25 protein-coding genes are annotated in these 25,178 nt (G+C 61.4%); 19 read left to right on the forward strand and 6 right to left on the reverse strand.

Annotated features, from left to right (window positions below):
- Positions 1-132: 132 nt before the first annotated feature.
- The gene (locus PVT71_RS29065) at positions 133-1,911 is read right to left on the reverse strand and encodes a hypothetical protein (RefSeq protein ID WP_353476749.1); all 1,779 of its coding nucleotides are present in this window, start codon (positions 1,909-1,911) and stop codon (positions 133-135) included.
- A gap of 265 nt (positions 1,912-2,176) precedes the next feature.
- Here PVT71_RS29065 and PVT71_RS29070 point away from each other — a divergent pair, with 265 nt between their 5' ends.
- The 6 genes from PVT71_RS29070 to PVT71_RS29095 all read left to right on the forward strand — a co-directional run bounded on the left by PVT71_RS29070 (position 2,177) and on the right by PVT71_RS29095 (position 9,326).
- Complete coding sequence (locus PVT71_RS29070) at positions 2,177-2,419, forward strand: hypothetical protein (protein WP_353476750.1); 243 nt, start codon at positions 2,177-2,179, stop codon at positions 2,417-2,419.
- A gap of 58 nt (positions 2,420-2,477) precedes the next feature.
- Positions 2,478-3,035 (forward strand): hypothetical protein, encoded by a 558-nt coding sequence (locus PVT71_RS29075; protein ID WP_353476751.1) that lies wholly within the window; start codon positions 2,478-2,480, stop codon positions 3,033-3,035.
- 55 nt (positions 3,036-3,090) lie between these two features.
- Positions 3,091-4,587 carry a DUF1214 domain-containing protein gene (locus tag PVT71_RS29080; protein ID WP_353476752.1) on the forward strand — a complete coding sequence of 499 codons (1,497 nt, stop codon included), beginning with the start codon at positions 3,091-3,093 and terminating at the stop codon, positions 4,585-4,587.
- 58 nt (positions 4,588-4,645) lie between these two features.
- Positions 4,646-6,169 carry a DUF1254 domain-containing protein gene (locus PVT71_RS29085; protein WP_353476753.1) on the forward strand — a complete coding sequence of 508 codons (1,524 nt, stop codon included), beginning with the start codon at positions 4,646-4,648 and terminating at the stop codon, positions 6,167-6,169.
- 410 nt (positions 6,170-6,579) lie between these two features.
- The gene (locus PVT71_RS29090; RefSeq protein WP_353476754.1) at positions 6,580-7,965 is read left to right on the forward strand and encodes a DUF1254 domain-containing protein; all 1,386 of its coding nucleotides are present in this window, start codon (positions 6,580-6,582) and stop codon (positions 7,963-7,965) included.
- A 14-nt stretch (positions 7,966-7,979) separates the two neighbouring features.
- Positions 7,980-9,326 (forward strand): DUF1214 domain-containing protein, encoded by a 1,347-nt coding sequence (locus PVT71_RS29095; RefSeq protein ID WP_353476755.1) that lies wholly within the window; start codon positions 7,980-7,982, stop codon positions 9,324-9,326.
- A gap of 140 nt (positions 9,327-9,466) precedes the next feature.
- Here PVT71_RS29095 and PVT71_RS29100 read toward each other — a convergent pair whose 3' ends face one another.
- Positions 9,467-10,486 carry a GSU2403 family nucleotidyltransferase fold protein gene (locus PVT71_RS29100; protein WP_353476756.1) on the reverse strand — a complete coding sequence of 340 codons (1,020 nt, stop codon included), beginning with the start codon at positions 10,484-10,486 and terminating at the stop codon, positions 9,467-9,469.
- Between the two features lie 1,258 nt (positions 10,487-11,744).
- Between PVT71_RS29100 and PVT71_RS29105 the strand changes: the two genes are divergently transcribed.
- On the forward strand, positions 11,745-12,080 hold the full coding sequence (locus PVT71_RS29105; RefSeq protein ID WP_353476757.1) for a YegP family protein: 336 nt from the start codon (positions 11,745-11,747) through the stop codon (positions 12,078-12,080).
- A 296-nt stretch (positions 12,081-12,376) separates the two neighbouring features.
- On the opposite strand, the gene PVT71_RS29110 is transcribed toward PVT71_RS29105, so the two are convergent.
- Together PVT71_RS29110 and PVT71_RS29115 are read right to left on the reverse strand one after the other, a co-directional pair.
- Positions 12,377-12,547 (reverse strand): hypothetical protein, encoded by a 171-nt coding sequence (locus PVT71_RS29110; protein ID WP_353476758.1) that lies wholly within the window; start codon positions 12,545-12,547, stop codon positions 12,377-12,379.
- 387 nt (positions 12,548-12,934) lie between these two features.
- Positions 12,935-13,864, reverse strand: a complete 930-nt coding sequence (locus PVT71_RS29115) for a hypothetical protein (protein ID WP_353476759.1) — start codon at positions 13,862-13,864, stop codon at positions 12,935-12,937.
- A gap of 17 nt (positions 13,865-13,881) precedes the next feature.
- Here PVT71_RS29115 and PVT71_RS29120 point away from each other — a divergent pair, with 17 nt between their 5' ends.
- The 3 genes from PVT71_RS29120 (at position 13,882) to PVT71_RS29130 (ending at position 15,914) form a co-directional block, all read left to right on the forward strand.
- On the forward strand, positions 13,882-14,076 hold the full coding sequence (locus PVT71_RS29120) for a hypothetical protein (RefSeq protein ID WP_353476760.1): 195 nt from the start codon (positions 13,882-13,884) through the stop codon (positions 14,074-14,076).
- A gap of 91 nt (positions 14,077-14,167) precedes the next feature.
- Positions 14,168-15,211 carry a PAS domain S-box protein gene (locus PVT71_RS29125; protein WP_353476761.1) on the forward strand — a complete coding sequence of 348 codons (1,044 nt, stop codon included), beginning with the start codon at positions 14,168-14,170 and terminating at the stop codon, positions 15,209-15,211.
- Positions 15,212-15,698: 487 nt separating this feature from the next.
- On the forward strand, positions 15,699-15,914 hold the full coding sequence (locus tag PVT71_RS29130) for a hypothetical protein (protein ID WP_353476762.1): 216 nt from the start codon (positions 15,699-15,701) through the stop codon (positions 15,912-15,914).
- 489 nt (positions 15,915-16,403) lie between these two features.
- Here the strand turns inward: PVT71_RS29130 and PVT71_RS29135 are convergent, their stop codons facing one another.
- Entirely contained in the window at positions 16,404-17,234 is an 831-nt protein-coding gene (locus PVT71_RS29135; RefSeq protein WP_353476763.1) for a LysR family transcriptional regulator, read from the reverse strand.
- A gap of 94 nt (positions 17,235-17,328) precedes the next feature.
- Between PVT71_RS29135 and PVT71_RS29140 the strand changes: the two genes are divergently transcribed.
- From PVT71_RS29140 to PVT71_RS29175, 8 genes are all read left to right on the forward strand, one after another.
- Positions 17,329-17,541: a hypothetical protein gene (locus tag PVT71_RS29140; protein ID WP_353476764.1), complete on the forward strand. Its 213-nt coding sequence runs from the start codon at positions 17,329-17,331 to the stop codon at positions 17,539-17,541.
- A 68-nt stretch (positions 17,542-17,609) separates the two neighbouring features.
- Entirely contained in the window at positions 17,610-18,416 is an 807-nt protein-coding gene (locus PVT71_RS29145) for an MBL fold metallo-hydrolase (protein ID WP_353476765.1), read from the forward strand.
- 26 nt (positions 18,417-18,442) lie between these two features.
- Complete coding sequence (locus tag PVT71_RS29150) at positions 18,443-18,664, forward strand: DUF1127 domain-containing protein (protein ID WP_353476766.1); 222 nt, start codon at positions 18,443-18,445, stop codon at positions 18,662-18,664.
- Positions 18,665-18,764: 100 nt separating this feature from the next.
- Complete coding sequence (locus tag PVT71_RS29155) at positions 18,765-19,214, forward strand: ester cyclase (RefSeq protein WP_353476767.1); 450 nt, start codon at positions 18,765-18,767, stop codon at positions 19,212-19,214.
- 775 nt (positions 19,215-19,989) lie between these two features.
- Complete coding sequence (locus PVT71_RS29160) at positions 19,990-20,253, forward strand: helix-turn-helix domain-containing protein (RefSeq protein ID WP_353476768.1); 264 nt, start codon at positions 19,990-19,992, stop codon at positions 20,251-20,253.
- Positions 20,254-20,326: 73 nt separating this feature from the next.
- A complete protein-coding gene (locus tag PVT71_RS29165; protein WP_353476769.1) occupies positions 20,327-22,030 on the forward strand; it encodes a SulP family inorganic anion transporter in 1,704 nt (567 codons plus the stop codon).
- Between the two features lie 112 nt (positions 22,031-22,142).
- Positions 22,143-22,370, forward strand: coding sequence for a hypothetical protein (locus PVT71_RS29170; protein ID WP_353476770.1), 228 nt, complete (start codon positions 22,143-22,145; stop codon positions 22,368-22,370).
- Complete coding sequence (locus PVT71_RS29175) at positions 22,367-22,708, forward strand: zinc ribbon domain-containing protein YjdM (protein WP_353476771.1); 342 nt, start codon at positions 22,367-22,369, stop codon at positions 22,706-22,708. The genes PVT71_RS29170 and PVT71_RS29175 overlap by 4 nt, the downstream gene beginning before the upstream one ends.
- A 343-nt stretch (positions 22,709-23,051) precedes the next feature.
- On the opposite strand, the gene PVT71_RS29180 is transcribed toward PVT71_RS29175, so the two are convergent.
- Positions 23,052-23,687, reverse strand: a complete 636-nt coding sequence (locus PVT71_RS29180; protein WP_353476857.1) for a TetR/AcrR family transcriptional regulator — start codon at positions 23,685-23,687, stop codon at positions 23,052-23,054.
- 142 nt (positions 23,688-23,829) lie between these two features.
- On the opposite strand from PVT71_RS29180, the gene PVT71_RS29185 reads away from it, so the two are divergent.
- Entirely contained in the window at positions 23,830-25,131 is a 1,302-nt protein-coding gene (locus PVT71_RS29185; protein WP_353476772.1) for a cytosine permease, read from the forward strand.
- Positions 25,132-25,178: the final 47 nt, after the last annotated feature.

The following is a 25,178-nucleotide window of genomic DNA, read 5'->3' on the forward strand; positions in this document are numbered from 1 at the left end:
TTCCCTGACTGCTGCACTGCCGCATGACGGCACCGAGCCCATTTCAACCAATGCTGCATTTCGATCGAACGACAGCTTATCAGGCTTCCGCTCAGCAAGTGAGCTATAGGGAGAGCTGGATTTGGAGCCAAGCTAATCTGGAGACCACCCTGCATCGATCATGCCTGACACGATCGTGTCTGCGATTTCTTGGTTAACGCCGTGGCTCTGTAGGTAATCGCGCGGGGCCTTGGCCATTGGAGTTCCCGTGGTCTTCAGCTTCTTGATCGCTTCGATCACAATTTCCGGTGAGCCATCTGCAGCCCGATCATTGGCGATGGCGGAAAGTGCGAGTCCGACAACCGAGTTCGCACTCGCGCTGATCGCGGCGGGGGCTAGCATTTCGTCATAGCGCCCGGCCATGAGCGCGGAAACGGCCAGGAGATTATAGTATCGTCCCGGCGGATCGATCGAGCGTGCAATTGCTTGGCGGATGAACTCAGTTCCCTTTTCCAGCTCGCCTCGGACTGCCAATCTCCAACCAAGTTGGTGAAGCGACTCTGGATCATTTGGGTTGAGTACGAGTGCCGAACGCATCGTGGCTTCCGCAGCATCGTACTGGCCCATCGTGTGGAGCAACGAAGCGTGCGCCTGCAGTGCCAGAATATTCTGGGGGTCGAGGGCCACTGCGTGCTGAGCGGCTGCGAGCGCCCTCTCAAGCAGTTCATCGCGGCTGCCACCCCCCTCGGCCTCCATTACGGCCTGATCTCTTGTTACGAGCGCGAACATGGCCCACCCCTCGGCATTGCTCGGCTCTCGGTCTGTCGCCGTGCGCAAGCATTCCAACGCTCTGTGTCGCAGGTCAGGTTCCAAGGAACGGCGATACGCGTGGGCCAACAAGAGGCAGCCGAACGTTCCCTCACTCGGCAAGGGCCGATCGAGGATGACACGCCGCATCTGCCCCCAGACCACACCGTAGGTCTGACCGATCTCAGTGGCGATGCCCGAGGCAATGCGGTCCTGCACGGCGAGGAAGTCGGAGGCTGTCCGCGTGAGATTGTCAGATCTGCTCCAAACAACCTTGCCGTCGGTCTGCAATAGCTGAACGACCAGGCGCCCTGAGGCTCCTTCCTCAGGGCTACGGTAGCTGCCAGACAAAACGTAGTCGATCTGATGGTCCGTCCGCAACGTTGCCAAATCTCCATCCGTCAGTTGGGCGCGGTTCGCGGGCAGCGCAAACACTCTCACAGTGTCAAAGGGCTGCAGGTCATTCACCAATTGATCTGATATGCCCTGCGCGAAGTAGAGATCATCCTCGGATGACCCACGTATCTGGAACGGTGCAATGGCAAGTCCCGGCGGCACGGCAAGCTGGCGTGGACTGTTGGCCGACGGAAGCTCGGAGAGCCGCAAGCCCATGATCGCCGGGATCGCTGCCGCGCCGAGTATGAGAGCGGCGAACACCGCGAGCCAGAGCAAGGCAATGTTTCGATCCGACGGCCTAGAATGCTTGGTGATGCCAGAGTCATTCGACGGCGCGGGTGTTGGCATATCCTGAAAAGAGAACTCCGCCACATAGGCGCCTTTCGGCACCGAAATCACCACAGGATCATCGCGCCCGTCACCCAGATAGTAGGTGTCGATCTCCTTGCGCAATCGCCGCGCTTCAATACGCACCACGGGATCAATCTGCGGATCGAAATCGTTGCCCCGCTGAAATACCTCGAAGGCAATCACGTCGCCCCGGAGCCGGTCATGACGACCGGCGAGAGTTTCCTCTACAATGTATTCGAAGAGCCGAATTCGTGTGGATGACGACGACAGGGCTGCCCCGACGAGCATACGCTGAAGCTGTTTTCGGACCTTCTCATCAGAGCCATCCGGATCTGCATCTGTCGCCGCAGGAGATTGGGCCGGAGAAATTTCGGACACATCTAAACTCCACTTAAAGGTGACTTTTTGTAATGACCCGCAGCCTACGCGATTCGTGTCGCGCGCTCATATAGCTATCTGCCGGACCGAGCGGCGGGTTGGCCGCGCGAGCAATATTTCGAAAACGTGCTGAGGATTCAGTTGTGTAACCAAAGCTGCAACATGTTTGCACCTTCACGGACCACATGCATTTCGCGTCCAATCCAGTCATCCACCGTTCGATCGCGCGCCAGCTGGGGCGACCGAGCAAGCGGAGGGGCAGCAGATGGATGATGACCATTCTTTCAGGAAGCGAGAGTTCGAAATTCACCGGTTACGACGCGCGGACGAGAGGTTCGCGGAGCTCTGGCAGGACTATCTGGACGTGCGCAGAGCGCTCGGTCGCCTTCATGGCAACGCCGCCGCCCCGAAGGTCATGTGGGACGACTATCTCAGGCTGTCATCCGAGCTCTCGGAGGAAATTGAAGAGCGGCTCGAAGAAGAGCGCAAACGTCATTGGCGCGAATAGCGAACCCTTTTCAGGGCGCTTTGCACCCGGCTCGATAATTCAACCCAAGGAGACATCCATGAAGACATTCGTCGCGACGATGGTCATCGCTCTGAGCATCTCCGGTACTGCGTATTCGGCCACCGAAGAGCAGACGGCGATGATCAATCAATATGCCCCAGACGTCGATGTCGCGGCGATGACCGATGACCAGATTTCCGAGGCTTTCGCAATCGCGAACGGCACGGCGAACGATGCGCAGAAGCAGATCCGCATTGCCTTCATTGCCAAGAATGTCGAGCCTCCCAGGACATTCTCGGATGAGCAGATCAGATTGATCGAGGAGTATGTTGATCCCTCGCTGGTCATGATGATGTCGGGTCAGCAAAAGGCGGATGCTCTCGCGCTTATCAATGGCGAAACCTCCAAGGACCAGATTTCCGGCGAGTTGGAAGCGATGGTCATCGGCATCACGCCCGCCCTTACTCCTGCCGAAGCGCAGCAGGTGAACACCTACGTTTCTGGCGCAGACCTCGCGGCACTAACGGTAGAGCAGGTCGGTGAAATTCGTGCGGTCATCTACAGCCAGGATGGCGACGGCCAGAAACGCGAACGACTTCTGCAGATCATCAAGTGACCCACGGGGCACGCATGCGCCCGGACCCCGGCTTCTTTGAAACAAGGACTTTCTTATGCCCCGTCCTCTTGCCATCCTCACATTGTCCGCAGTGATCTGCGCAGCCACCACGCTTCCGGCTCTCGCACAAGAGGCGACCCCTCTCGCTCAAGCGAAGCTGCAGGGTGATGAGACGCTCGACACCCCTGCTGGCGCCATCGTTCTTCAGGACAGCTATTTTGACGAAGACGCTTCAGAACGTCTGTTCGACCTGATGGACCTGCAGCGCGCCGCGCAGCTCTACATCTGGTCCACACCTCTGGTGAGCACGGCGACCTGGCGTGACAATCAGGGTGAGGCGTTTGGCACTGACACGCCGGGGGCCTTTGCCGTCCTTGAGACGCTCAAGGAAAAGCGCGGTATCGTCACGGCGAACCTGACCACGCCCTATATCTTCAACTTCACGGACCTTTCCGAGGGGCCAGTCCAGATTGATTACCCTGCGGGGCAGACGGCCGGCGGCGTTCTCGACATGTGGATGCGGCCGGTGTTCGACCTCGGTCTCACGGGCCCCGACAAAGGAGAGGGCGCGACATATGTTGTCGTCGGCCCGGAAGGCGATCCCAGCCAGTACGAAGCGGAAGGTATCCATGTCTTCCAGAGCGCGACCAACAACGTTCTTGTCGGCATCCGCATTCTCGATCCGGATCCGTCGTACTACGACACCTACATCTCGGCCTACAAAATGGGTCCGGTGGGCTCGGCAGGCGACGCCACCTTCGTGAAAGGTAAGGATGTCGAATGGAGTGCAACGGCTCCGCGCGGTCTGGCGTACTGGGAGACGCTTTCTGCCATCGTGAACGAAGAGCCCGTGCGAGAGATCGACAAGCCCTGGATGGCCATGTTGGAACCGCTGGGGATTGTGAAAGGCGAAGAGTTTGCGCCGACCGAACGCCAGCGACGCATCCTGCTCGAAGGTGCGGCGCTCGGGGAGCTGATGACCCGCAACCTGCAGGTCAACCCGCGCTACACAGAGGTGTGGTGGGAAGGCACTTCCTGGTACAAGAGCTTCGATTTTGACATCCCGCAGGAGACCGAAACTCTCCAGCAGTTCGACCAAAGGGCGACATGGTTTTACGAGGCCGTGGGCTCTTCAGAAGGCATGGTCAATCCCACGCCCGGTGCGGGGCAGGTTTACATGACGACCAAGCGCGATGCCGACGGCGAGATGCTGCGGGCGGACCGCAACTACGTGCTTCACGTCCCGGCCGATGTTCCGGTGGGCCAGTTCTGGTCACTGACCCTCTATAGCGAGAACACGCGGCGCCCCTATGACAACGGCGGCACCGAGATCTCAGATGTCAGCCTCGATAGCCGGATGGAGCAGCTCCAGTACAACGAAGATGGCTCGGTCGATCTTTACGTCGGGCCCGACGCTCCCGATGGACTGGAGAGCAATCACCTCGAGACTGTCGGCGACGATGGCTGGTTCGTCTATTTCCGCCTCTACGCCCCCGAAGAGGGCTTCTTCGACAAGAGCTTCACCCTCGCGGACTTCGAGATCGTCGAATGATCTTTCAAGCGGGTCGCCGGTTCGGCGAACCCGCGCCACGCTCATCAGGAGTTGATTCATGAAGCCCAGATATTCAGCCGCTCTCCTTTGCGGGGCCCTGCTCTCATCTGCCAGCACCACCTTTGCGCAAGACACGCGGTTCGAGTCGCTGGCCAACTTGCCATTCGAACGAAACCGACCGACCGAGAAGACGGCGCAAACGCTCATGGAGGAGCTTACCTTCCAACGCGCTACACAGACCTACCTCTGGGCGATGCCGCTTCTCAATACCATGGGTATGCGAGACGGTGCCGCGGACGCGTTCGGCACGGGCTACAATGTCATGCCGATCTGGACGCAGCGACTCGACGCGCAGACCCGTATCACGACGCCCAACTCCGACCTCATCTACGCGATGGTGTTCGCCAACCTCGCAGAGACCGGGCCGCTTGTCTTCGAGGCTCCGCCCAAGCTTCAGGGCATTCTTCTCGACGCGTGGCAGCGGCCCATCCCGGTTGATGGCGGGGAATATTTCGGCGACCTCGGGCTGCCCGGGCCCGATGGTGGCGCCGGAGGCAATTTCCTGATCGTCCCGCCAGGCTGGGACGGTGAGGTGCCGGACAACCACTATGTCTACCAGTCCGGCACGAACAACGTCTTCTTCTTCCTGCGTTCCTTCTACCAAAGCCTCGACAACATCAGCCCGGCCACGGAACTCCTGAAGCAGTCGGTCATCTATCCGCTAGGGCAAAAGGAGAGCGCCAAACCGATGGAGTTCCCCGACGCTGCGGGCGGGTCCTACGACATGCTCCCCCGCTCGGACGCAACCGCCTTCGATCAACTCAAATACCTCGTGGATACCGAAGGCGAAAATCTTGCAGGTCCGGATTGGCTCGGAATGCTCGAGGGCCTTGGTATCGTTGCGGGCCGGGACTTCGTACCCGACGCCCCCACCGTCGCCGTCCTCGAGGCGGCCGCCGAGACAGGATACAAGACCAGCCGCGTCATTGGTTTCGAGCCCGGCCTGAACGGTGAAGACTTCCGTGTCTACGAGGACCGCCAATGGCTCAACCCCGTCAACAATGTCAGCGCGCGTTGGCCCGAGGTGCCGTTGGGTCTGGACTGGCGCTCCGAAAATGCCGGCTATACCGATCTTGACGCGCGCGCCTGGTTCTTCACCGACTACTTCTCGATCAGTCCGGGTATGGTGTCCATGACCCCCGGCAAGGGCGCCTTCTACATGATCGGCTTCAAGGACGCTGACGGCGATGACCTGGATGGCGCGCAGGACTATGTTCTGAACCTGCCCGCTGATATCCCTGCTGAGCTTTTCTGGTCGGTCACGCTGTACGAGGCGGAGAACGCTTCGGGGCTCGACAACGGTCAGCCTTTCCCGTCGTTGGGCAAGCTGAACGAGCCGGAGCAAAACTCTGATGGAAGCACCGATCTCTATATCGGGCCGGAGGCTCCCGAGGGTAAGAAAGCCAATTGGCTCGCCACGGCCCCAGATCGCGGCTTCTTCGCGATCCTTCGTCTTTATGCGCCCTCCGAGCCGGCGCTCGATGGCAGTTGGAAACCAGGGGACCTGCATAAGGTCGAGTAACCGAGACAAAATCGGCAAAAGAAGTCAGTGACGGTAACCAAGACCGTCGCTGGCCTTTTGCGACAACTGACGCACCTTTCGTTTCCCCACGACCATATTCGAGGAGAACGTGCGCTGCCGATGTGGACCTTCGGGCATTCTTGCGCAAAGCCCGGTGAGCCCGAACACCTGCGGTCCAATGCCACGGTGCTGGAAGGCTTCACCGAGACCTTGCCGGCCTTTGATTCAATGCCCCGGTGCCGAGCGCCGCGAAGTACTTGGTTGGAGCGGAGCTCTACGAGGAAAGAAGAGCGCCGGTAGAGCGCTACCTAACTCATTGCAATCGTCTCAAAGGTGAAGTTGACTTTCAGCATTCGCTCAAATTGATCTCGGCACTTCCTCTATACCAATTTTCTTTCCGGAGACACCCAGTGCTTTCCCAGATTTTCCGCGCGTCCACCGCCCTCCCAATTCTTCTGCTCAGCACCATCCCGACCTACGCCGAGGAGATAACTCCGGCCGAGGCCCGCGAGCTTGCCGAAGAGGCCTATGTCTTCGGCTTCGGGATCGTCGAGAACTACAAGTCCATGTTCGGCATGTCGGTCTACGAGCCGTCACCGCAGTACGGCGGGTTCAACAATTACGTGCATGCCCGCGCGCTCTTCGGTCCTGACTACGATCTGGTCGTCAGCCCGAACAACGACACACTCTATTCCACGACCTGGGCAGACCTGCGCGCCGAGCCACTGGCGATCACCGTGCCGCGGACCGGCGAGCGGTACTTCGTAATTCAGCTGGTCGACATGTTCACTGACAACTTCGCCTACATCGGTACCCGCGCGACCGGGAGGGACGGCGGCACGTTCCTGCTCGTTGGTCCAAGCTTCGACGGCCCGCTTCCGGAGGGCGATTTCGACAGGGTGATCGTCTCTCGGAGCGACTTCGCGGCACTCGCGACCCGCACCGCGGTGGATGGGCCGGACGACGTTGCAGATGTCACGGCATTTCAGGACCAGCTCCAACTCGCGCCCCTGAGCGCTCATCTCGGAACCGAGCCACCCACGGCGGCCACCGCCATCGACTTTCCGATCTACGACGCTAGTGCCTTCTACGGAAAGCCGGAGTTGCTGGGCGTTCTGAACCAGTTGCTGGAATGGGAGGCCCCGCGGCTTGAGGAAAGTGCCCTGATGGCCCGGCTCTCGGCGATTGACGTCGGCCCCTACCGTACCTTTGACCTCGCGGCGTTCCCACAGGACGTGCAGACTGCGATTGCCGAGGGCACCGCGGCGGGCCACGCCGCGATCGAGGAGAAGGGCCGCAACCTGTCGCAGGACGTGGGAGGCTGGCTCTACACGCCGCCCATGGGCGACTATGGCACCGACTATCTCTTCCGCTCGGCGGTGGCCTGGAAGTTCATCTACACCAACAGCCCCGCCGAGGCGCTCTACCCGATCGCCGAAACCGATGCCGAAGGCGCGCCACTGACCGGCGCTGCATCCTACATTCTGGAGTTTCCGGCCGGGGAACTGCCGCCGGTCGATGCCTTCTGGTCGCTCACCATTTACGACAGCGAAAGCCGTCTCATGGTCGAAAACCCGATCGACCGCTATTCCATCGGCGACCGAACCGAGGGGCTCGAAAGCGGCGAGGACGGGAGCCTGCGGATCCTCATCCAGCACGACGATCCCGGCGCCGAACACCACGCGAACTGGCTTCCCGCGCCCGAGGGCGGCTTCTACATCATTGCGCGCCTCTACATGCCGCAGCAACCGGCGCAGGACGGACGCTACCGCCTGCCAGCCATCGAGAAGCAATGAGAGGAGCCGAGAAGATGAGTCACCTTCACCCCCGCATGTTGGCACGCGCGATGGCTGTACAGGCCCTTTCACTGCTCCTCGTCGCCCTGATGGTTACCTTCCCGGCTCGGGGCCGCGCCGAGATCAGCGACGAAGTGCTGAGCGATGCCTATGTCTACCTGCTGTCGCGCGCCCTCGTCGTGCGACAGGAACAGACCGACCTCGCCGAGGAGGGCGTCGACTACAACGTGGTGAAATACAATCCCGTCGGTTCAGCGGATTTCGTGAACCCCAATCTCGACGTCGCCTACCTCGAGACTTGGTTTGGGGTGGACGATCAATCCGCCGCGATCCTGTCGATCCCGCAAGTCGAGGGCCGCTATTACACCGCCCAGATCATCGACGAATGGGGTGAGGTCGTCACCAATATCAACGAGCGCACCTACCCGCTGAGTCCGGACGGTGCCTTTGCCCTCGTCACGCCCGGCTCGACCATCGATCTGCTGGAAGGCGTGGTGCGCGTGCCGCTGCATGGCAGCAAGGCCAAGATGCTGGCACGGGTCGAGCTGAAGACCGACAGCGATGCGGCGGTAGAGTTGCAGCAGGCCTTCACCGTCGAAACCATGGGCCAGCCCGAGATCGCCCCGGCGATTGAACTCCCTGCTTTCGACAACGTCTCTCTGATCGGGGTCGAGATCTTTGACTTTGCCGAGGAGCTGCTGACCTCCGCCATAGATGTCTCGCCCGCCGCCGCGCGCATGCAGGCGCAGGTCATGGCAGTGGCTAAGGCAACGGACGACCCCGCGGAGCGCAACCGCATCGCCGCAGCGCTCGCGGACGAGGTGATCCCCGGCTTCCTAAAATCCGCCGTCTCCGAGGCGGGGAAGTTCCAGGGCGGCTGGCTCGGCACGTTGACCGCCGGCACCTACGGTGCCGAGTATCGCACTCGTACAGCGGCCAACCTTGTCGGCATCTGGGCGAACGCGAGCGACGAGGTCATCTACTTCGTCGGCACGCAGGACGCCGATGGCGCGGCGCTCAGCGGCGACAAGACCTACGAGCTGCACTTCGACGCGGATGCCTTGCCGGAGACGGTGGTCGATGGCTACTGGTCGGTCATTCTTGTCGACCTCCCCGACTACCGCGTGGTTGAGAACCCCCTGCAGCGCTACAACTTCAACTCCTACTCTCCGCTCGCGCGGGAGGAGGACGGCTCGTTGACGCTGGTGGTCTCCGCAGAGCTTCCCGATGGCAGCCCCGAGGCGAACTGGCTGCCAAGCCCGGCGGGGCAGAACTTCTCGTTGACGTTCCGCGCTTACGTTCCGAAGGAGGTAGTGAAGTCCGGCGACTGGTTCCCACCTTCACCGGTCCCCGTCGACTAGACATTGTGGGGGGCAAACTCAGGGGCGCGCACTCCACTGCAGTCTGAGGATACCTCAGACAAGCCGTCGAGATGACCGGGCGAAGTCCTTCGTCACGCAGACCAAAGGTCCTGATCACCGGGGCGACCATCCTCATCAGGTCACGCGAGCCCATTCAGAAGGCCTTTTGTGCCCGACATGCGTCCAAGGCTTGAAGCGATCCGCTCCCGCCATCGGGGGCCTTGCGACATTGCGTGATCGTATGCTTCGGCGAGATCGTCGGGCCGATCTTCCGCGAGAATGCGGATCAGGAACTCCGCTTGGGCTCGGTCCTTCCGCGCCTTCGCCTCGTCCGGCCCGCCATGCCGTCTGCTGGCCACGATCAGCTTGTGGATTGCAAAGCGCTCGGGGCGCGGGATCTGCACAAGGACTCCGGAGCGGTAGAGCGCCAAAGCGTGTATCGGCTCCGCAATCAGGAAATTGAGGTAGTTCAATGCTTGTGCGCTGACACCCAGTGCCGGAAGCGGCTTGATGCCCTCGTCGCCGAAAGCCGGTGTCAGGAACTCGACCATGGCTTCGCCGCCGCTTTGACGCCACTTCCAGATCTGCCGATCATAAACCCCAGGGACGGCTTCGAATTTCATCGACCGAAGAATCTCCCCTGGCTCTTCTTCCACCCGGTCGCCCAGTGCCACTGAGAGCCGCTCGAAGCTCGCGAAATCGATGTCCCCTGTCTGGGCAAGTTCGTCAGAGTCAAAGCGAACGCCAAGTTCCCCCTGATAGAGCGCATAGGCTCCGGTCCCAATCAACGTACCGCCTAGCCGGAAGACGCCGGCGCGCGCGAACGCCAGGAGTAATGAGCCTGTCTCCCGATCAGTTCCTATCATGCCTTCGGCCCTTAGAACGCGCGCCAGACGCGACATGCGTTTTCTTCGCTCTTGCGCCTCTGCTTTCAAAGCGGCAGCGCGTTCCAGGCGATCACGCAAGTCTGGACTATCCTCGCCGAGGTAGCGGCTCTTCATCTCTGTCCCGATTCGGAACCGGTCATAGAGATAGGTCCGCCCATTGCGGTGACGCTCCTCTACACTGCCGATGATCTCCGACGCCGCCTCGTCGAGATGCATGCGCAGCAAGTCCTGATACGCGACTTGGGCGGCGCGGGAGTGCGATATCGGATCCATCTTTTACCTGCGTTTCGATTGTGTGCATCAAATATGGCATTGATACACACAACTGACAGCCTGCAGCAAAGTATTTTTTGATGCACACACGCAAAACCTTGGATTGTGGCCACGCATCTCACAGTGGAACTGCGCCCGACAGGTCAGGTCTGACGGCCCGGAAATGACACGGGGGCCGGTCTCGACCCGGTCGCGAGCTGAGTAACGAGCTCTATGGGCAAGTAGTTCGGGGGCACCTGAATAAGCGAGCACAACGAAGACCATCTCTCACGCGGCGGATCAAATCTTCGGAATATTTCGGCGTAACCGCGACACTCAGACACCATATATATGACGCAACTTGGAGCTGGGGTCGTTGCCCTTGAGTTCTCCGACCCCGGGAATGGGAAGGAGAAGATCATGTGGAAACGTCTGATAAGTCTCAGCCTGACATTTGGACTGGCTACCGCTGGACCGCCGGCATCGGCGCAGATGGCCTGCGGGCTCCACGAGAGCATCACCGGAACGCTCGAAAGCACCTACGACGAAGCGCTTGTCGGGCGTGGACTTCGGTCTGCAACGCGCATGCTGGAAGTCTGGCGCGCAGCCGAGGAGGGAAACTGGACGATCCTTGCCAGCATCCAGATGGGCTCGCCTGCATCCTGGCCAGCGGGGAAGCCTGGATCGACGTGCCCCCAAGGCCGGCAGGGGTGGCAGCGAGTGCCTACCCGACAGCTGAGAAAGAGGAATAATCGCCAAACCTCATCGAGCGGACGCAGAAGGTGCTCTCCGATGGCGATGTGCCCTGTCACAGGGATCACACCGTCAGCGGCGTCGAAATTACACTAGCTCCTCGGACACCAACTCGCGGACCCGGTGACAGAATTCATGCCATCGCCGCGGCAGGTACAGTTTTCAGGGCCAAGGACCGTTTTTCAGGCCCGGCGGTGAGGAGAGGAAGATGGGCCCCCTGTGGAAAAGTCTTCCCAACCTTCCTGACTCTCCTTTTGCAGCACATCCCCATCGGCCTCCTCAAACTTCGCCAAATCCGTCGCCCCGTCCGCTTCGGCCGCCGCCGGGACGTGGCCGCGAAGGGCGCCGCGCCCACCCTTCTTGGAGCCCTTGAGACCGCCCCCAGGACGGCCTTGCCGATGGTCTCTGCCTCAAACGCTGCCAGCGATTAAACGCCCACGCCTGCAGTTTTACCAATGACTTGCCAACCGGACGGCACTGGTTGCACGATGGGTGCACCGAAGGATGTAACGAGGAATTTGGAGAAATGGCAGGAAAGTTCGAGCTCTACAAGGATAAGGCCGGCGAGTTCCGGTTCCGCTTGAAAGCCGGCAACGGGGAAATCATCCTCGTCAGTGAGGGGTACACACAGAAGGCCAGCGCGGAGAATGGGATCTCATCGGTTCGTCGAAACGCGCCGCTCGATGAGCGCTACGAGCGCAAGGACACTTCGTCTGGCAAGCCCATGTTCAATCTCAAGGCCAGCAATGGCCAAGTCATCGGCACCAGCGAAGCCTACAGCAGTGAGTCATCTCGCGAAGCGGGGATCGCTTCGGTGAAGGCAAACGCGGAGGGCGCCAGGCTCGAGGACCAAGTCGTCTGATTTTCAGGGCGCCTCGTGCGAGGCGCCCGACATTGACCCGAATGATTGCCTACGCTTGGGCTCGCTGCAGTTCACTCGGCACTTCAAGTGTTTGACACAAGCGAGGATCGGCTCGGCATCGCGGATTCAGCGGACGCTTAATGCGTTTCTGACCTGGCGAGACGACAGGGGAGATGAACGATTGGCGGGCCACTAAATTCCGGCAAGATCACACAGCGCCCACAAAAGCTGGCGCAGCCAGCGGGTTCGCCTGACGAGCGAGACCTGCGCGCAGTTCATTGAACCTTGGGCGATCATCACACGCTGTCGCAGCGCTCCTGACGCTCGCGCCTCAGTGCGACAGCCTCGAGCAATAGCTCGGGGTCCTCGCCCTCCGGGCACACCCTCCTTGCAATCTCGAAATCGGACAGGCCGCGTTCCAGAAGACATTCAATGGTCTTGCCTTGTTCGGAGCTGAAAAGCGCCATGTGAGAATCTCCCATAGGAATACGTGACACTGGCATGCTGTCCCACGAGGCGCGCTCCGCCTTGCGTCCGATCGCAGTCCTGCACGTCGCGACTGGATGCGTCCCAACGATGCCATGCACCATTTCTTTTTTAGCGCAAAGCGCTCCCCCGCACCAAGCAGTTTCACTTCAGATGGCGCGCGCGGTAAAATGACGAGGAGCGAGCGCCTTTGCCCCCGCCATCGGCCCTCCGAGCCCGCCCGGCGCGGGACGTGATGCTCACGTGGGGCACCCACCACCCCAACTCTTCTCCTGCAGCACAGCGTTCCATCGGAAAGACCGGGAAATCCTGCAGGTGATCACGCCATCAGCAGCGCAAATGGAGCCTCTCCATGCGCATCAGCCCGATCACGCCCTCGGCAGCGCCATCGGCTCGAGAAGTCCGACAATCCCATGAACCGAATAGCCCTGCAGGCGTGGAATATGACGGGCGGTCGGCCATGCGTCGTAAGGATCGTTCGACACGATAGGCGCCCCCAAATCGCCCGCCAGCTCGATCACCCAAGCCGCGACCGACTTTTCCGACGGGCAGACGTCGACGTTCACGTCACGCCCTAGAAGCCGACGGAACGCGCGGAGATCACCATCTCCGCCCAACGACGTCCGGCAGGCGTCAGGGGCCAGAACGATATGCGGTGTGACCCGTCGCTCCTGCAGCAGATCGATCACGGAGCGCAGCGAGTCCAGATTTGCGGCCCCATCCTCCCAACACATAACATCCATGCCATCGACGATGGCGAGATCCCGGCGCCAAGCCCGCGGTGGCGACGCAAGCTCCTTGGAGGCGACCACGGACGCGTCGAGACTTGGCGACTCCGCTTTGGGCTGGGCCTGAACAGGGCCACTGGCGACCGGGCCAACACGGGGTGCCGCTTCATCTCCCTGTGACGCAGTCAGCCGCGCAGGGAGCTGCGCGGAGGCCGCTTCCAAGGGCGTCTGAGAGGCCGGTAGTCGAGCGGTGTTCGCATCCGCGATGCGGCCGGTCACGACAAGCCCCGAAGTTTCCGCCCCGATGGAAGCCGGATATTTTCGAAACCAGGCGACCGGAATGCGGAAAAAATCGAATAAAACCCTGAGAAACATTTTTCGTGAAATTGATGCGGTCCAGCGCAAAGATGATAGAAAGACCGTCCGCAGCAACGGCACCAACGAGGAACCAGCCACTTTCGGAGACGCCATCACTGTCGCACCATCGCCTTGGCGAAGTCCAGCGTCATGATGACTGGCGGTGGAGAGGTGAAGGAATTCCTTTGCAGTCTGCAGATTTTCTCGGAACAACTTGAAGACACGGCCTCATGGGTGATTTTGTCATTGTGCGCGGCCCAAAAGGGCATGTCTGGGATGGTGCTCATGTCATGGTAATGGAAAGGGCCGAAAACCATGTCGTGACAAGTCTCGGCATCTTCAGACGCAACCGCTACGGCACGTTGCGCCTCGAGACCGACGCCGCCTTCCACATCGAGGAGGAGCCGGAAGCGGAGCAGACTTGACCATGGTGCCAGTCAGCTACGTGGGATGGGGCCAAGATTTTCCACTTGGACCGAAACCTACCCTGATCCAAAATTGCGTCCGGCGTGAGACATGTGCACCCAAGATCAACGCGAGGGTGATACCGCGATGAACAAACAACGGAAAAGCACCCCAAAGCTCCAAGGCGCCCTCGAAAGCCATCTCGCCGCGATCGTCGAGGGCTCGCACGATGCCATCATCACCAAAACTCTCGATGGCCGCATCATGAGCTGGAATCCAAGCGCGGAGCGCCTCTTTGGCTATGCCGCGGGCGAAGCAATTGGTCGTCCCATCACGATGATCATCCCCGAAGACCACCTACACGAAGAGGTCGACATCATCCGGCGGCTGAAACTCGGCGAGCGGATTGAACATTTCGAGACAGTCCGACGCCGCAAGAATGGCAACCTCGTCGATCTTTCTCTCACTATCTCTCCCGTCAAGGATGCGGCGGGAAACATCGTCGCGGCCTCGAAGATTGCGCGAGACATCAGCCTGCGAAAGCAGGTTGAGGAGCAGCAACGGATCCTTCTTGCCGAGATGCGCCACCGGGTCGGCAATAGTTTCGCTATCGCCAGCGGCTTGATCAGCGTCTGCGCGCGCGGGGTCGACACGGCACAGGAACTCGCAAGGGTGATGAAGGATCGGCTGGTGGCACTCTCCTCGGCACAATCCCTTGCTGTCAGTGATCCCCTGGCGTCGCTGCGCGCAGGCATTCCGCTCAGCGAGTTGGTGGGCGTGATCGTCAAACCTTTTCGAGCCGAACCCTTGGCTCTGGAAGGCGTTGACGTCCTTCTCTCGGATAGAGCCCTAACGCCCCTCGCATTCGTCTTCTACGAGCTCTGCACCAACTCGGTCAAATATGGCGCGCTTGGGCAGGACAACGGCACGGTCACTGTCCATTCCCGGATCAATGGGGAAAGTCTCGAGGTCAGCTGGCGGGAAAGCGGACGCTTCGAGCTGGCGCCAGATCCCGGCCCCGAAGACGGCTTCGGAACCCGCATGTGCGTTCGCATGCTCTCCGCGCTTGGGGGGACTTTCCGGCGAGAAGTCACGCCCGACACCGTAAGCGCCGAAATCACCATGAACCTCAGCGCTATGGTTCACTGCGACTAGCCTTGCAGGAGGCGGCGTACGCTTGTCGTGACGCTGATAAAGCGCGACGGCGTAGAGTGACAAGCGCCTCCCACGGACGCAGACAATTAGCTCGCAAAAGTGAAGTCGCGGACCGGGCCCAACATGAGCTTCGAGGAGGTGCGACGCGACTGTGTCCACAATATCAATGTGATGATCCAGCGTGGAAGGGAGGATTGACAGCGGGGATTGCTGAGCTTTTCCGCCGAGGGCGCCACATCTTAACAGTAGGACCTTGAGAACCTGAGAAGGAGATCAATACGGCCACTCGGGCACCGCTTCCGTCGGGCTGGCGGATGCGCGGCGTCTATTGTGCAGCAATGCACGTTTTGCGTGCATTTACGCGGATGGTGACCTGCTTGACGTTGGGTTTAGACCGAGCCCCGGCAGATGTTCTTGGTCACCGTTTTTGCTTCGTATTTGCTGGAATGAATATTTAGTCGAACAAAGCATGAGTTGAAGCGTAGGTATGAAGAAAATCATCTTCTTTGGCGGTCTCGTCCTGATTGGCGTCGGTGTTGCGATGCTCGCGACCGACCATCTGGCCTTCGGTGCCGAAGTCACCGGAAACTTCGTCTCCTCCAGAACCATCCTCTTCCCCCTCGGCATCGCGTCAGTGCTCTTTGGCGGAATTGCAGCGCTGGCTTGCACGGTTGTTGAAATGGTCAGGAACCAAAGACCATAGCCGCTGAGCGGTCGTAACGAGGGAGGGCGCCCTTCGCTGTTCGACGCGATTAAATACCAACGGCACTCCCGCTGTCAAAGAGGAGCTTCGGCTGAGATGTCGTGGCGCCTTGGTAGTCAACCTCCTGCCGGAAGACGCCGACGCTTTGCAGATGACGGCGCGCTTCCGAAACGTGTCGTACATGCATGAGTTGGCGCCGCATCGCGGATGCGAGGTGTGCACCTTCCTGGTCGCCTTTTCAGGCGCATGACCTTGAGAGCGCGAAGACCAGAGGTCACGGCGAACGCCAGCGCGATCAACGCAACGGCGCAGTCGAGACCCTGAAGTACCACGCTGCTCACGGACGCTGCGGACGCGAGAAGCATCCCCGGCGCTCCTGGCCTCAGCCAGCGCTCATGAACGACTGTGCGTCAGCCTGATCTGCTCCTTCAGCCAGGATTGCAGCAGCCGGATGCCTTCCGTTCCGGCAAGCTCCGGCGTGGTCACCAGTCACCAGGAGGACGATGCTCTGACCTTTTGTCCGACCGGTATCAGCAGCCCGTGACGGATATCGTCCTCGATCAGCAGCGTGCGGCCCAGGGCGATGCCGAGCCCTCCCACCGCGCCCTGGATCGCGAGGTCCGAACGATCGAAGCTGATCCTGGGGTTCGGACTGTCCGCGTCCCGGCCCAGCAGGCGCCAGTAGTCGGCCCAGGTTCCGCCGGTGCCGAATTTCTCGGCGCCGCGCGCGCCGAGCAGAGGGGTGCGGCCATCACGCATGAGAGCCTCGTCCGGCGGCCTTGCGCGGCTCATCCGGGCGCCGATGACCGGCTGCAGATCGCAGGGAGCCAGCCGGGTCGCGTGAAGCCCCGGATAAGGGCCTGGGCCGAAACGAAAGCCCGCGTCGACGTCGCCCTTCTCGAAGCTCACCGCTTCCTCGCGCACGTCGACGGAGAGGTCGAAGCCTGCGCGCTGCGCATCCGGAAGCCGCGGGATAAGCCATTTCATCGCGAGGGCGCTGAGCACAGACAGGCGGATCGAGGTTTCCGACCGCAGGTCCCGCGCCGCGTCGAGTGCCCGCGCGGCCTCGTCGAGGGTGCGGATGGCCGCGCCACACAGGAGCGTGCCGGCACGGGTCGGATGCACCCTGCGGGTGGTGCGGTCGAAGAGCACCAGATCGAGCGCCTCCTCGAGCGAGCGGATGCGATGGCTGACGCCGCTGGGATCGAGTCCCAGTTCCTGCGCTGCCCCGGCAAAGCTCCGCTGGCGGTAAACCGCGGCAAGAACAGTCATCGACTGCACCAGCTTTTCCAACGGGAAGATGTTTCGCGTCTCATTCATGAGGGAGTTTCACGAACTCATGCTGGGGAGCGTCTCGGTCGGTAAGCTCCAGATTGGCATATTTCCGGGGAAATCGACAGGAGCCCCGGACATCATGGACACCGACCTTCACCCTTCTTTCAAGACCGCTCCCGCGAGGCACCCTCCGCAGATCGCCGATCTGGGCCGCGTGCTCGCCATACTGATCCTCTTCGTAGGAATTGGACTTGCCGCCACCGATGTGCCGGGCGGAACCGGTGCCATCCTGCAGGACGGCACCGTCGGCGCGGCGGACTGGCATGGCAACGTCGCCCGCGCTGCCCGCTGAGCGCCGCGCAACAAAGACCGGGATCCGCGCTGCGCGGCTCCCGGCCCCCGCATCACAGGAGAGATCGCATGACCCAAAACGACGTCCCGGTACAAATGCCGGCGGAGAAGGTGACCGAGACATGGTCCGTGCTGCCCTCGTGGCTACCGGTGTCCGGGCTCGGCGCCCTTCCGGTCAACGCCTTCCTCAGAAAGGGGGCGGAGCCCATGCTTGTCGACACCGGCCTTGCCGCTCTGTCCGACCGGTTCATCGAGACGCTCTTTTCCGAGGTCGATCCCGGTGACCTGCGCTGGATCTGGCTGAGCCACACCGACGCGGACCATGTCGGCAACCTTGCGGCCATTCTCGCGAAGGCGCCAAAAGCGCAGGTGGTCACCAATTTCCTCGGCGCGGGGAAGCTCTCGCTGCTCGGGTTCGACACGCCGGAGCGCCTGCGGATCCTGCAGCCCGGCGAAGACTTCGAGCTCGGCGCGGACCGGGTCCACCAGGTCCGGCCGCCTTATTACGACGCGCCCGAAACCATGGGCTTCTTCGACCCGAGCGAGCGCATCCTCTTCGCGGCCGATGCTTTCGGAGCCCTGCTGCCGGAGAGGGTCGGCGGAATCGAGGAGATCGGCGCGGAGGCGCTGCGCGATGGTCTCGTTGGCTGGTCCTCGGTGGATGCGCCGTGGCTCGCAGCGCTCGACCGGACCACCCTTGGTGCCATCCTGAACGGCCTCGATGCGCTTGCTCCCGCACATGTCCTCTCGGGGCATCTGCCGCCTGCGCGCCGCCTAGACCTTCTCACCCGGACGCTCCGTACGGCCTACGGCCAGGGCACGACCGGGGCCATCCCCTCCGAAACCGCCGCGCAGCTGGAGGCTGCCCTCGGCTGACGCGGCCAGAATGAAAGGACAGACCGATGCGCACCTTTCCCGGGGCCCTGTTCCGGGCCCGCCCGAAGGGCAACCCCCTTACGAACCGGCTTCGCCAGCTCGTCCGCGAGGCCAGCATCCGGCGCGGCATTCGCGATCTGCGGGAGCTGGACGATCACCTGCTGCGGGACATCGGGCTTACCCCCGAGGACCTCCCCGACGCGGCCCGCTACGGACGCGATTTCCGGCTGATCCGCGATCTCCACTGAAGTCCGCGCCCAGCTCTCCACCGCCAGCCCGGCCCCGCGGCCTGCGGCCTGCGGGACCGGCGACTTTCTCAAAATCCCTTTTCACAACGAAAGGAACGACATGACCGACGCAAGGATCAAGACCAACAGGGAAACCGTGGCACGGTTTCTGGCCGGCACCCACTCGCCGCAGATCGACGACGTGGAGATCATCGACGAAACCGTTGTGCCGCATATCGTCTGCCACGGATTTCCGGGCTTCCCGGACGGCGAGTTCCGCGACCGGGAGAGCTACAAGGCCTTCTTCCGGGTCTTCCGCCAGTCCTTCAGCGAGATGAGCTTCGAGACGCTGAAGACCCTCGCAACCGAGGACTTCGTCTCGGCGCATTGGGAAATCTGGGCGACCCATTCCGGGGAGTTCCACGGCATCCGGCCCAATGGTGCCCGCGTCGTCTTCGATGGGGTCGCGCTCTACCGCATGGAGGGTGGGCTCATCGCCGAGACCTGGCTCAGCATCAACCTGCCGCTGCTGATGTCGCAGCTTGGCAAGCATCAAGAAGAGCTGGCCTGACTAGCGCCGGGGCCAAGTGCCCCGGCAGAACCAAGGAACACGAGCTGTGCATTTCCCCATTGACGTGCCCGCACGACGCAACCTGCGCCAAGGTCGGCACCCGCGGCTTCGGCTGACCTTCCAGGAAGACAGAGCCCCAAACCCGCAGCCATTGCGGCCCCGCCGAAACCCAAGCCCATCTCGCAATCGACTACGATCTGAAGATCCCCGTTGAAAAGCTTCTACAAGTCGCACCCGAAGCAGCAGACAAAATATATTAGGTGCCCGGATTGGTTTGGAAAATCTGGGGATTGGATCGTCGTTCTGGGCAGGGGTGAGCGTCTATTTGTTTGTGGATTCAGCCTGGGCCCGCGACTTTCTCGACGGGCCCGGTGATCGCGGAGCTACGGAAGGGTCTTGCCTCCAAGACCGCCATTCGCGTCGTAGCGGTAGGTCGGGAACTCTCGCTTGCAACCCACGCAGAAACGGCACTTTCGTGACTGCATCCTGTCCAGCGTCAGTCCCTTCCGAACCCGAAGAAATCCGCGTCGATTTCCGCAGCCTCGCCTCGTTCGTATAGTGCTTAGAACGTGTCGTGGCAGACCTCGTTTCCCAAGGATTGAGCTGGTTTCCACCTGGTCCTGAGAGGTTTCAACCACGGCAGGCTAAGGACGTCGACGCGCCGTCCTCCCATAATCCACCAATCAAGTGATTTTCTATGCGCCACAACTGATACTTGATCTATCACTTCCGCTGTGGGAACGATCATTGCGTGATATCTCAAGACGAGGTCCGCATGATCACTTCCGCTCAGATGCGCGCGGCACGCGCGCTGCTTGGCATCAGCCAGCAGACCCTCGCAGAGCTCTCAGGGCTTTCGGTGCCGACCATCCAACGTATGGAGTCTGGTACCGGGAACGTACGTGGAGTCGTTGATAGCCTCGTGAAGGTAGTCGATGCTCTCAACCTTGCTGGCGTTGAATTGATCGGAGAGGGCATGACGAGTTCCGCTGGTGGACGGGGTGTTCGACTGAAATCTCCGCGTCTTCACATCAATTAATTCCTTGCGACGGCGACCGCCGACATACTGCCGACGATCCCGCCGCCCTATTTTCCAAGGTGCGGCCCACGATATGACTGACGTTAAAGCTCTTTCTCGGATGGAGCGCCCTCTCCTGCTTTCCTATACTCCCAAGCTGCTTACGGTCTTGCGTGAGGGCTATGGAGCAGCCGAGCTCCGCAAGGATACGATCGCCGGCCTCACTGTAGCCATTGTTGCACTCCCTCTATCGATGGCCATCGCGATCGCCTCCGGTGCAACCCCGGCACAGGGGCTCTACACATCGATTTTCGGCGGATTTCTGGTCTCGCTCCTCGGGGGCTCACGATTCCAGATAGGTGGGCCGGCCGGCGCATTCATCATCCTTGTGGCCGCAACTGTTGCAAAGCACGGAATGGATGGGCTCATTCTGGCAACCTGCCTTTCCGGGATCATGCTGACCGCTGTCGGAGTGTTGCGGCTCGGCAGCTTCGTGCAATACGTTCCCTTCCCCGTGACCGTTGGCTTCACCGCCGGAATCGCCGTGATCATCTTTGCCAGCCAGATAAAGGACCTGCTCGGCCTAGCGTTGCTCCACGAACCCGGGGAGATTCTCGAGAAGATCGCGGCATTGTGGCAAGTTCGGACGAGCATCACCCCTGCCGCAATTGCGCTCGCGCTCACCGTGGTTGCCCTGATACTGCTGCTGCGACGGGTCCGTCCAACGTGGCCAGGTATGCTGATCGCCATAGTCGTGGCGTCTTGTGGCGCCTTTGTTCTTGGCCTGCCCGTCGAAACCATCGGCTCTCGATTTGGAGGCATACCATCTGCGCTCCCACGCCCAGCTTTGCCTGAGGTCTCGCTCGAGAAAATCTCGGCGGTGCTTCCTGCGGCTATTTCCTTCACGTTGCTCGGATCCATCGAGTCATTGCTGTCTGCGGTGGTTGCAGATGGGATGACTGGGAGGAAGCATCGCTCCAATTGCGAGTTGGTCGCGCAAGGGGTCGCAAACATTGGCGCTGCCCTCTTTGGTGGATTTTGCGTCACAGGCACCGTGGCGCGGACGGCGACCAATGTCCGTGCAGGTGCTCACGGTCCCGTGGCGGGCATGCTGCATGCCGTGTTTCTCCTGGTCTTCGTCCTGATTGCTGCGCCGCTTGCCGCCTTCATCCCATTGTCCGCGCTCGCCGGCGTACTCGCCGTAGTTGCATGGAACATGATCGACCAGAGTGCGATCCGGATCCTCATTCGCTCCGGCATCGGTGAGAGCGTTGTTCTGGCGACAACTTTCTTGCTCACCGTTTTCCGTGATTTGACTGAGGCAATTGTGATCGGCATTGCGTTGGGCGGCGTGGTGTTTATCCAACGCATGAGTAAAGCCACCTCGGTGACCGCACACACGCATGCGGACGTCGGTCTTGCACAAGCTGCGCCCGCTTTAGCTCCAAACGAGGATATTCTGGTCTACCGTATCGATGGACCTCTTTTTTTCGGGGCTGCGGGATCGATCGCCACCGCGCTCGACCGCATCCACGAGCATCAGTCGGCTTTGATCCTCGACCTGACGAATGTGTCGGTACTCGATGCCACCGGCAGCAACATGCTCCTCGATCTCTCCCGCAAAGCCGACAGTCAGAGCGTGACCCTCTGGACCGCTGGCGCGCGCCCTTCAATATTGCGCTCCCTGCGCGTGCATGGCCTGCAGCCTCCTTTCTGCCATCATGCCGCGAATGTTGCCAAGGCCGTTGCACATCATCGCGCCGCCGTCGCAGAGAAAAGCGAAACAGCCGATGCCTGACCGCTGGTCCCGCTCAAGAGCACTCGGTCGCCCCCTGAGCCCCGCGGAGCAACGCCAGGAGTCGCTCTATGACGCCCTGGCCAAGCCACGCACCCAGGCAGAGCTCCGAGATATGCTCGGCCTCAGCAACAGCGGTATCCTTCACATTCTCCGGCGAATGGAGCGAAGCGGCCTCGTCCGGCCCGCGGAACGTATCGCACACACCCGCATCTGGGAGAGAACCGACCCCGAGGGACACATCTATCCCCCAAACGGTTTTTTCGGGTTGGAAGCAGCTGGCCCCGCGACGAATCCACGGCGCTCAAACACAAAACCCCTGAAAGGAAAGAGACTGCGATGACCGATGCCCTGCCCCCATGCCCAGAATGCGCTTCGAGCTTCACCTATCAGATGGACGCCCTGCTCGTGTGCCCGGAGTGCGGCCATGAATGGCGGCCTACCGAAGCCGAGGGCGACACTTCAGAGGTGCGCGATAGCGTGGGGAATGTGCTGACCGACGGCGACACCGTGACAGTCATCAAAGACCTGAAGGTCAAGGGCTCCTCTGCCGTCGTCAAGGTCGGCACCAAGGTCCGCGGCATCCGCTTGGTGGACGGAGACCACGACATTGACTGCAAGGTTCCGGGCATTGGTCAGATGGGCTTGAAATCTCAATTCATGAAGAAGATCTCCGACTGAAACTGCAACGGTCCGGAACACTTGGGCGAGCAAACTACCGGTCAGAAAATGAGGCCAGGCAAATCACGGGCGCCATGCAATGCCCTGACGTCCCGACCCCCTGCCCTTCCTTTAGGAAGAAGATCAGGTAGCGCCCGTGGCGCGCCACGCTCCTCCTTTGGTCCACATCGTCGCGCCGGAGAAAGCTCTAGGTGGAGCGCTCTGCAACCTGCTCCATTCGCTTCAATCGCGGCTAGGAACGACACTCCGATTTCGTGATTGTTCAAGGCAATGAAGTCCGCGGCGTCGACCAGATCGGCGCGCACCGCCGGCAGAATGACAAGGCGTCGCTCGGGTCAGCACTTCAGCTCATATCGGGCGCGAAGCTTCGCGAACACTTGGTCAGTTGCAGCGACTTCTTGAGCATCATTATACGCGACGGGTCTTTCGGTTCCGGGCGCAGCCATTCGTAGGAAAGTCCGACGTAGAGCGCGCCCATGCGGGTGCTGAACCAGATCGGAAAATCCTGTGCCGGGATCTGCCCGGCTGCCACGGCGCGGTCGAAGAGGGCCTCTTCGCAGGCCGTGATCTGCTCGATCTCGGGCATGTCCCAGGCGACAGTCTCGGCCCCGCCGGGCTGGCTGAGGTCAAACAGGACCAGCCGCGCGATCCCCGGTCGGGCGACGAGAAGATCGACCTGGCGCGCCTGGCTGCGGTCGAGCGCTGCCGCGGGCGAAATCGATTCGCCAAGCTCTTCGTAGGTTGCGCGGATCGCCTCGAGCGCGCGCCGTGTCGCTGCGGCAAGCATGTCGTTCATCGAGGGGAAATGGGCGTAGAGTGACGGCGGCTTGATCCCGAGATGCCTGGCCACCTGCGCGTGCCGCAGACGGTAGGGGCCGACCTCGGCGCAGAGCTGCTCGACAACATCAAGTATATGATCTTTTGAGTTTTTCCTGCCCGTCACCTTGTACCTCCAACCGCCCGCGCCGCGTGTCTTCATCTCAGGCAACCGCCCACATTCCTATCCTTCCGGAAGTTTACCTATTTTCGTTAGGAAGAAAAACCTAATCATGTTAGGCTAATTGCATTAGGACAAAACAGACCTGGCCCCGTTCTCGGGAACGATGCGGCAGGGGGGGAACATGGCAGACACGGAAATGAGACCCGAAGCCTCGCGGCTCGAAACGCTGACCGAAGACTACACGCGCGAGCCGGTCCCGGCGCATGTGAACACGCGCGGCCTCCAGATCGCGATCATCCAGTGCGCGATCGGCATCACGCTGCCGGTCCTGGCCTACAGCTCCTGGCTGGCGCAGGAGAACGGCCTCGGAAGTGCCAATTTCGGGTTCTGGGCGGGCAGCTGGATCGTCGCGCTGATCTCGGTCTTCTCAGGCATGGTCGGGGCGCAGTCGCGGCTCTCGACCTACATGATCCTGCAGTTCTCCTTCGGGCGGACCGGCGCCAAGCTGGTCAACCTCCTGATGGCGGTCATCCTGCTGGGCTGGTACGCGGTCACCTGCGAGGAGTTCGGACTGGCCATCTCGCAGGCGCTCGAGACCATGCTCGGGATCGACCTGAACGTGCAGCTCGCGACGCTGGCGGGCTCGGTGCTGATGGCGCTCACCACGATCTTCGGCTTCCAGATGATCGAGAAGTTCTCGCGCTTCTCGGTGCCGCTGCTCGCGGGCTTCATGGTCTATGTCGCGCTGCAGGCCACCGGCAGCGGCGATGTGGCGCTCGACTGGTCCCGGAGCGCAACCGCCGAGGCCGAGGTCTCGCTCATCTCGACGGTCATCGGGCTTTTCGTGATTGCCGCCGTGCTGATGCCCGACTTCACCCGCTTCTGCCCCAACAGCCGCGAGAGCATCATCGCCTCGGTGGTCGGGCTGGGCTTCACCTTCCCGATGGTGGCGCTGCTGGCGGCCATCCCGGCGGTGCGCACGGGCGAGTCCGACCTGATCATGATCATGGCGGGCATGGGGGTCGTCTTCGCCGCGCTCTTCGTTCTCGTCTTCGCCACGTGGTCGACCAACATCACCAACCTCTACTCGTCGACGCTGACGCTTTCGACCATCGCGACGAAGGTCCCGAGCTGGAAGCTGACCGTGCTCGGCGCGGTCGTCGCGACCGCTGCAGCGATGGGCGGCCTCGCGGGGGAGTTCACCACCTTCCTGCTGTTCATCGGGGTGACCACCACGCCGCTCGTCGGCATCTACGTCGTCGATTTCTTCCTGATCCGCGGACGCGACTATGACCTGCGCCGGCTCGAAGCCGCACCCGCCATCGGCTGGCCGGCCCTGGTATCCTGGGCCCTCGGCTCGACGCTCGGATATCTCACCGAGAACGGCTTGCTGAGCCTGACCGGCCTCTCCGCGATCGACGCGCTCATCCCGACCGCCCTGCTCTACTTCGTGCTGGCGAAACTGCTCGGGCGCAGGGCCTGAGACAACGGGCGCCGCGGCGGACCCCGCGGCGCCGAAGGGATATTCCG

It is taken from the genome of Salipiger sp. H15, from assembly GCF_040409955.1.
In the GTDB taxonomy this organism is placed as follows: domain Bacteria; phylum Pseudomonadota; class Alphaproteobacteria; order Rhodobacterales; family Rhodobacteraceae; genus Salipiger.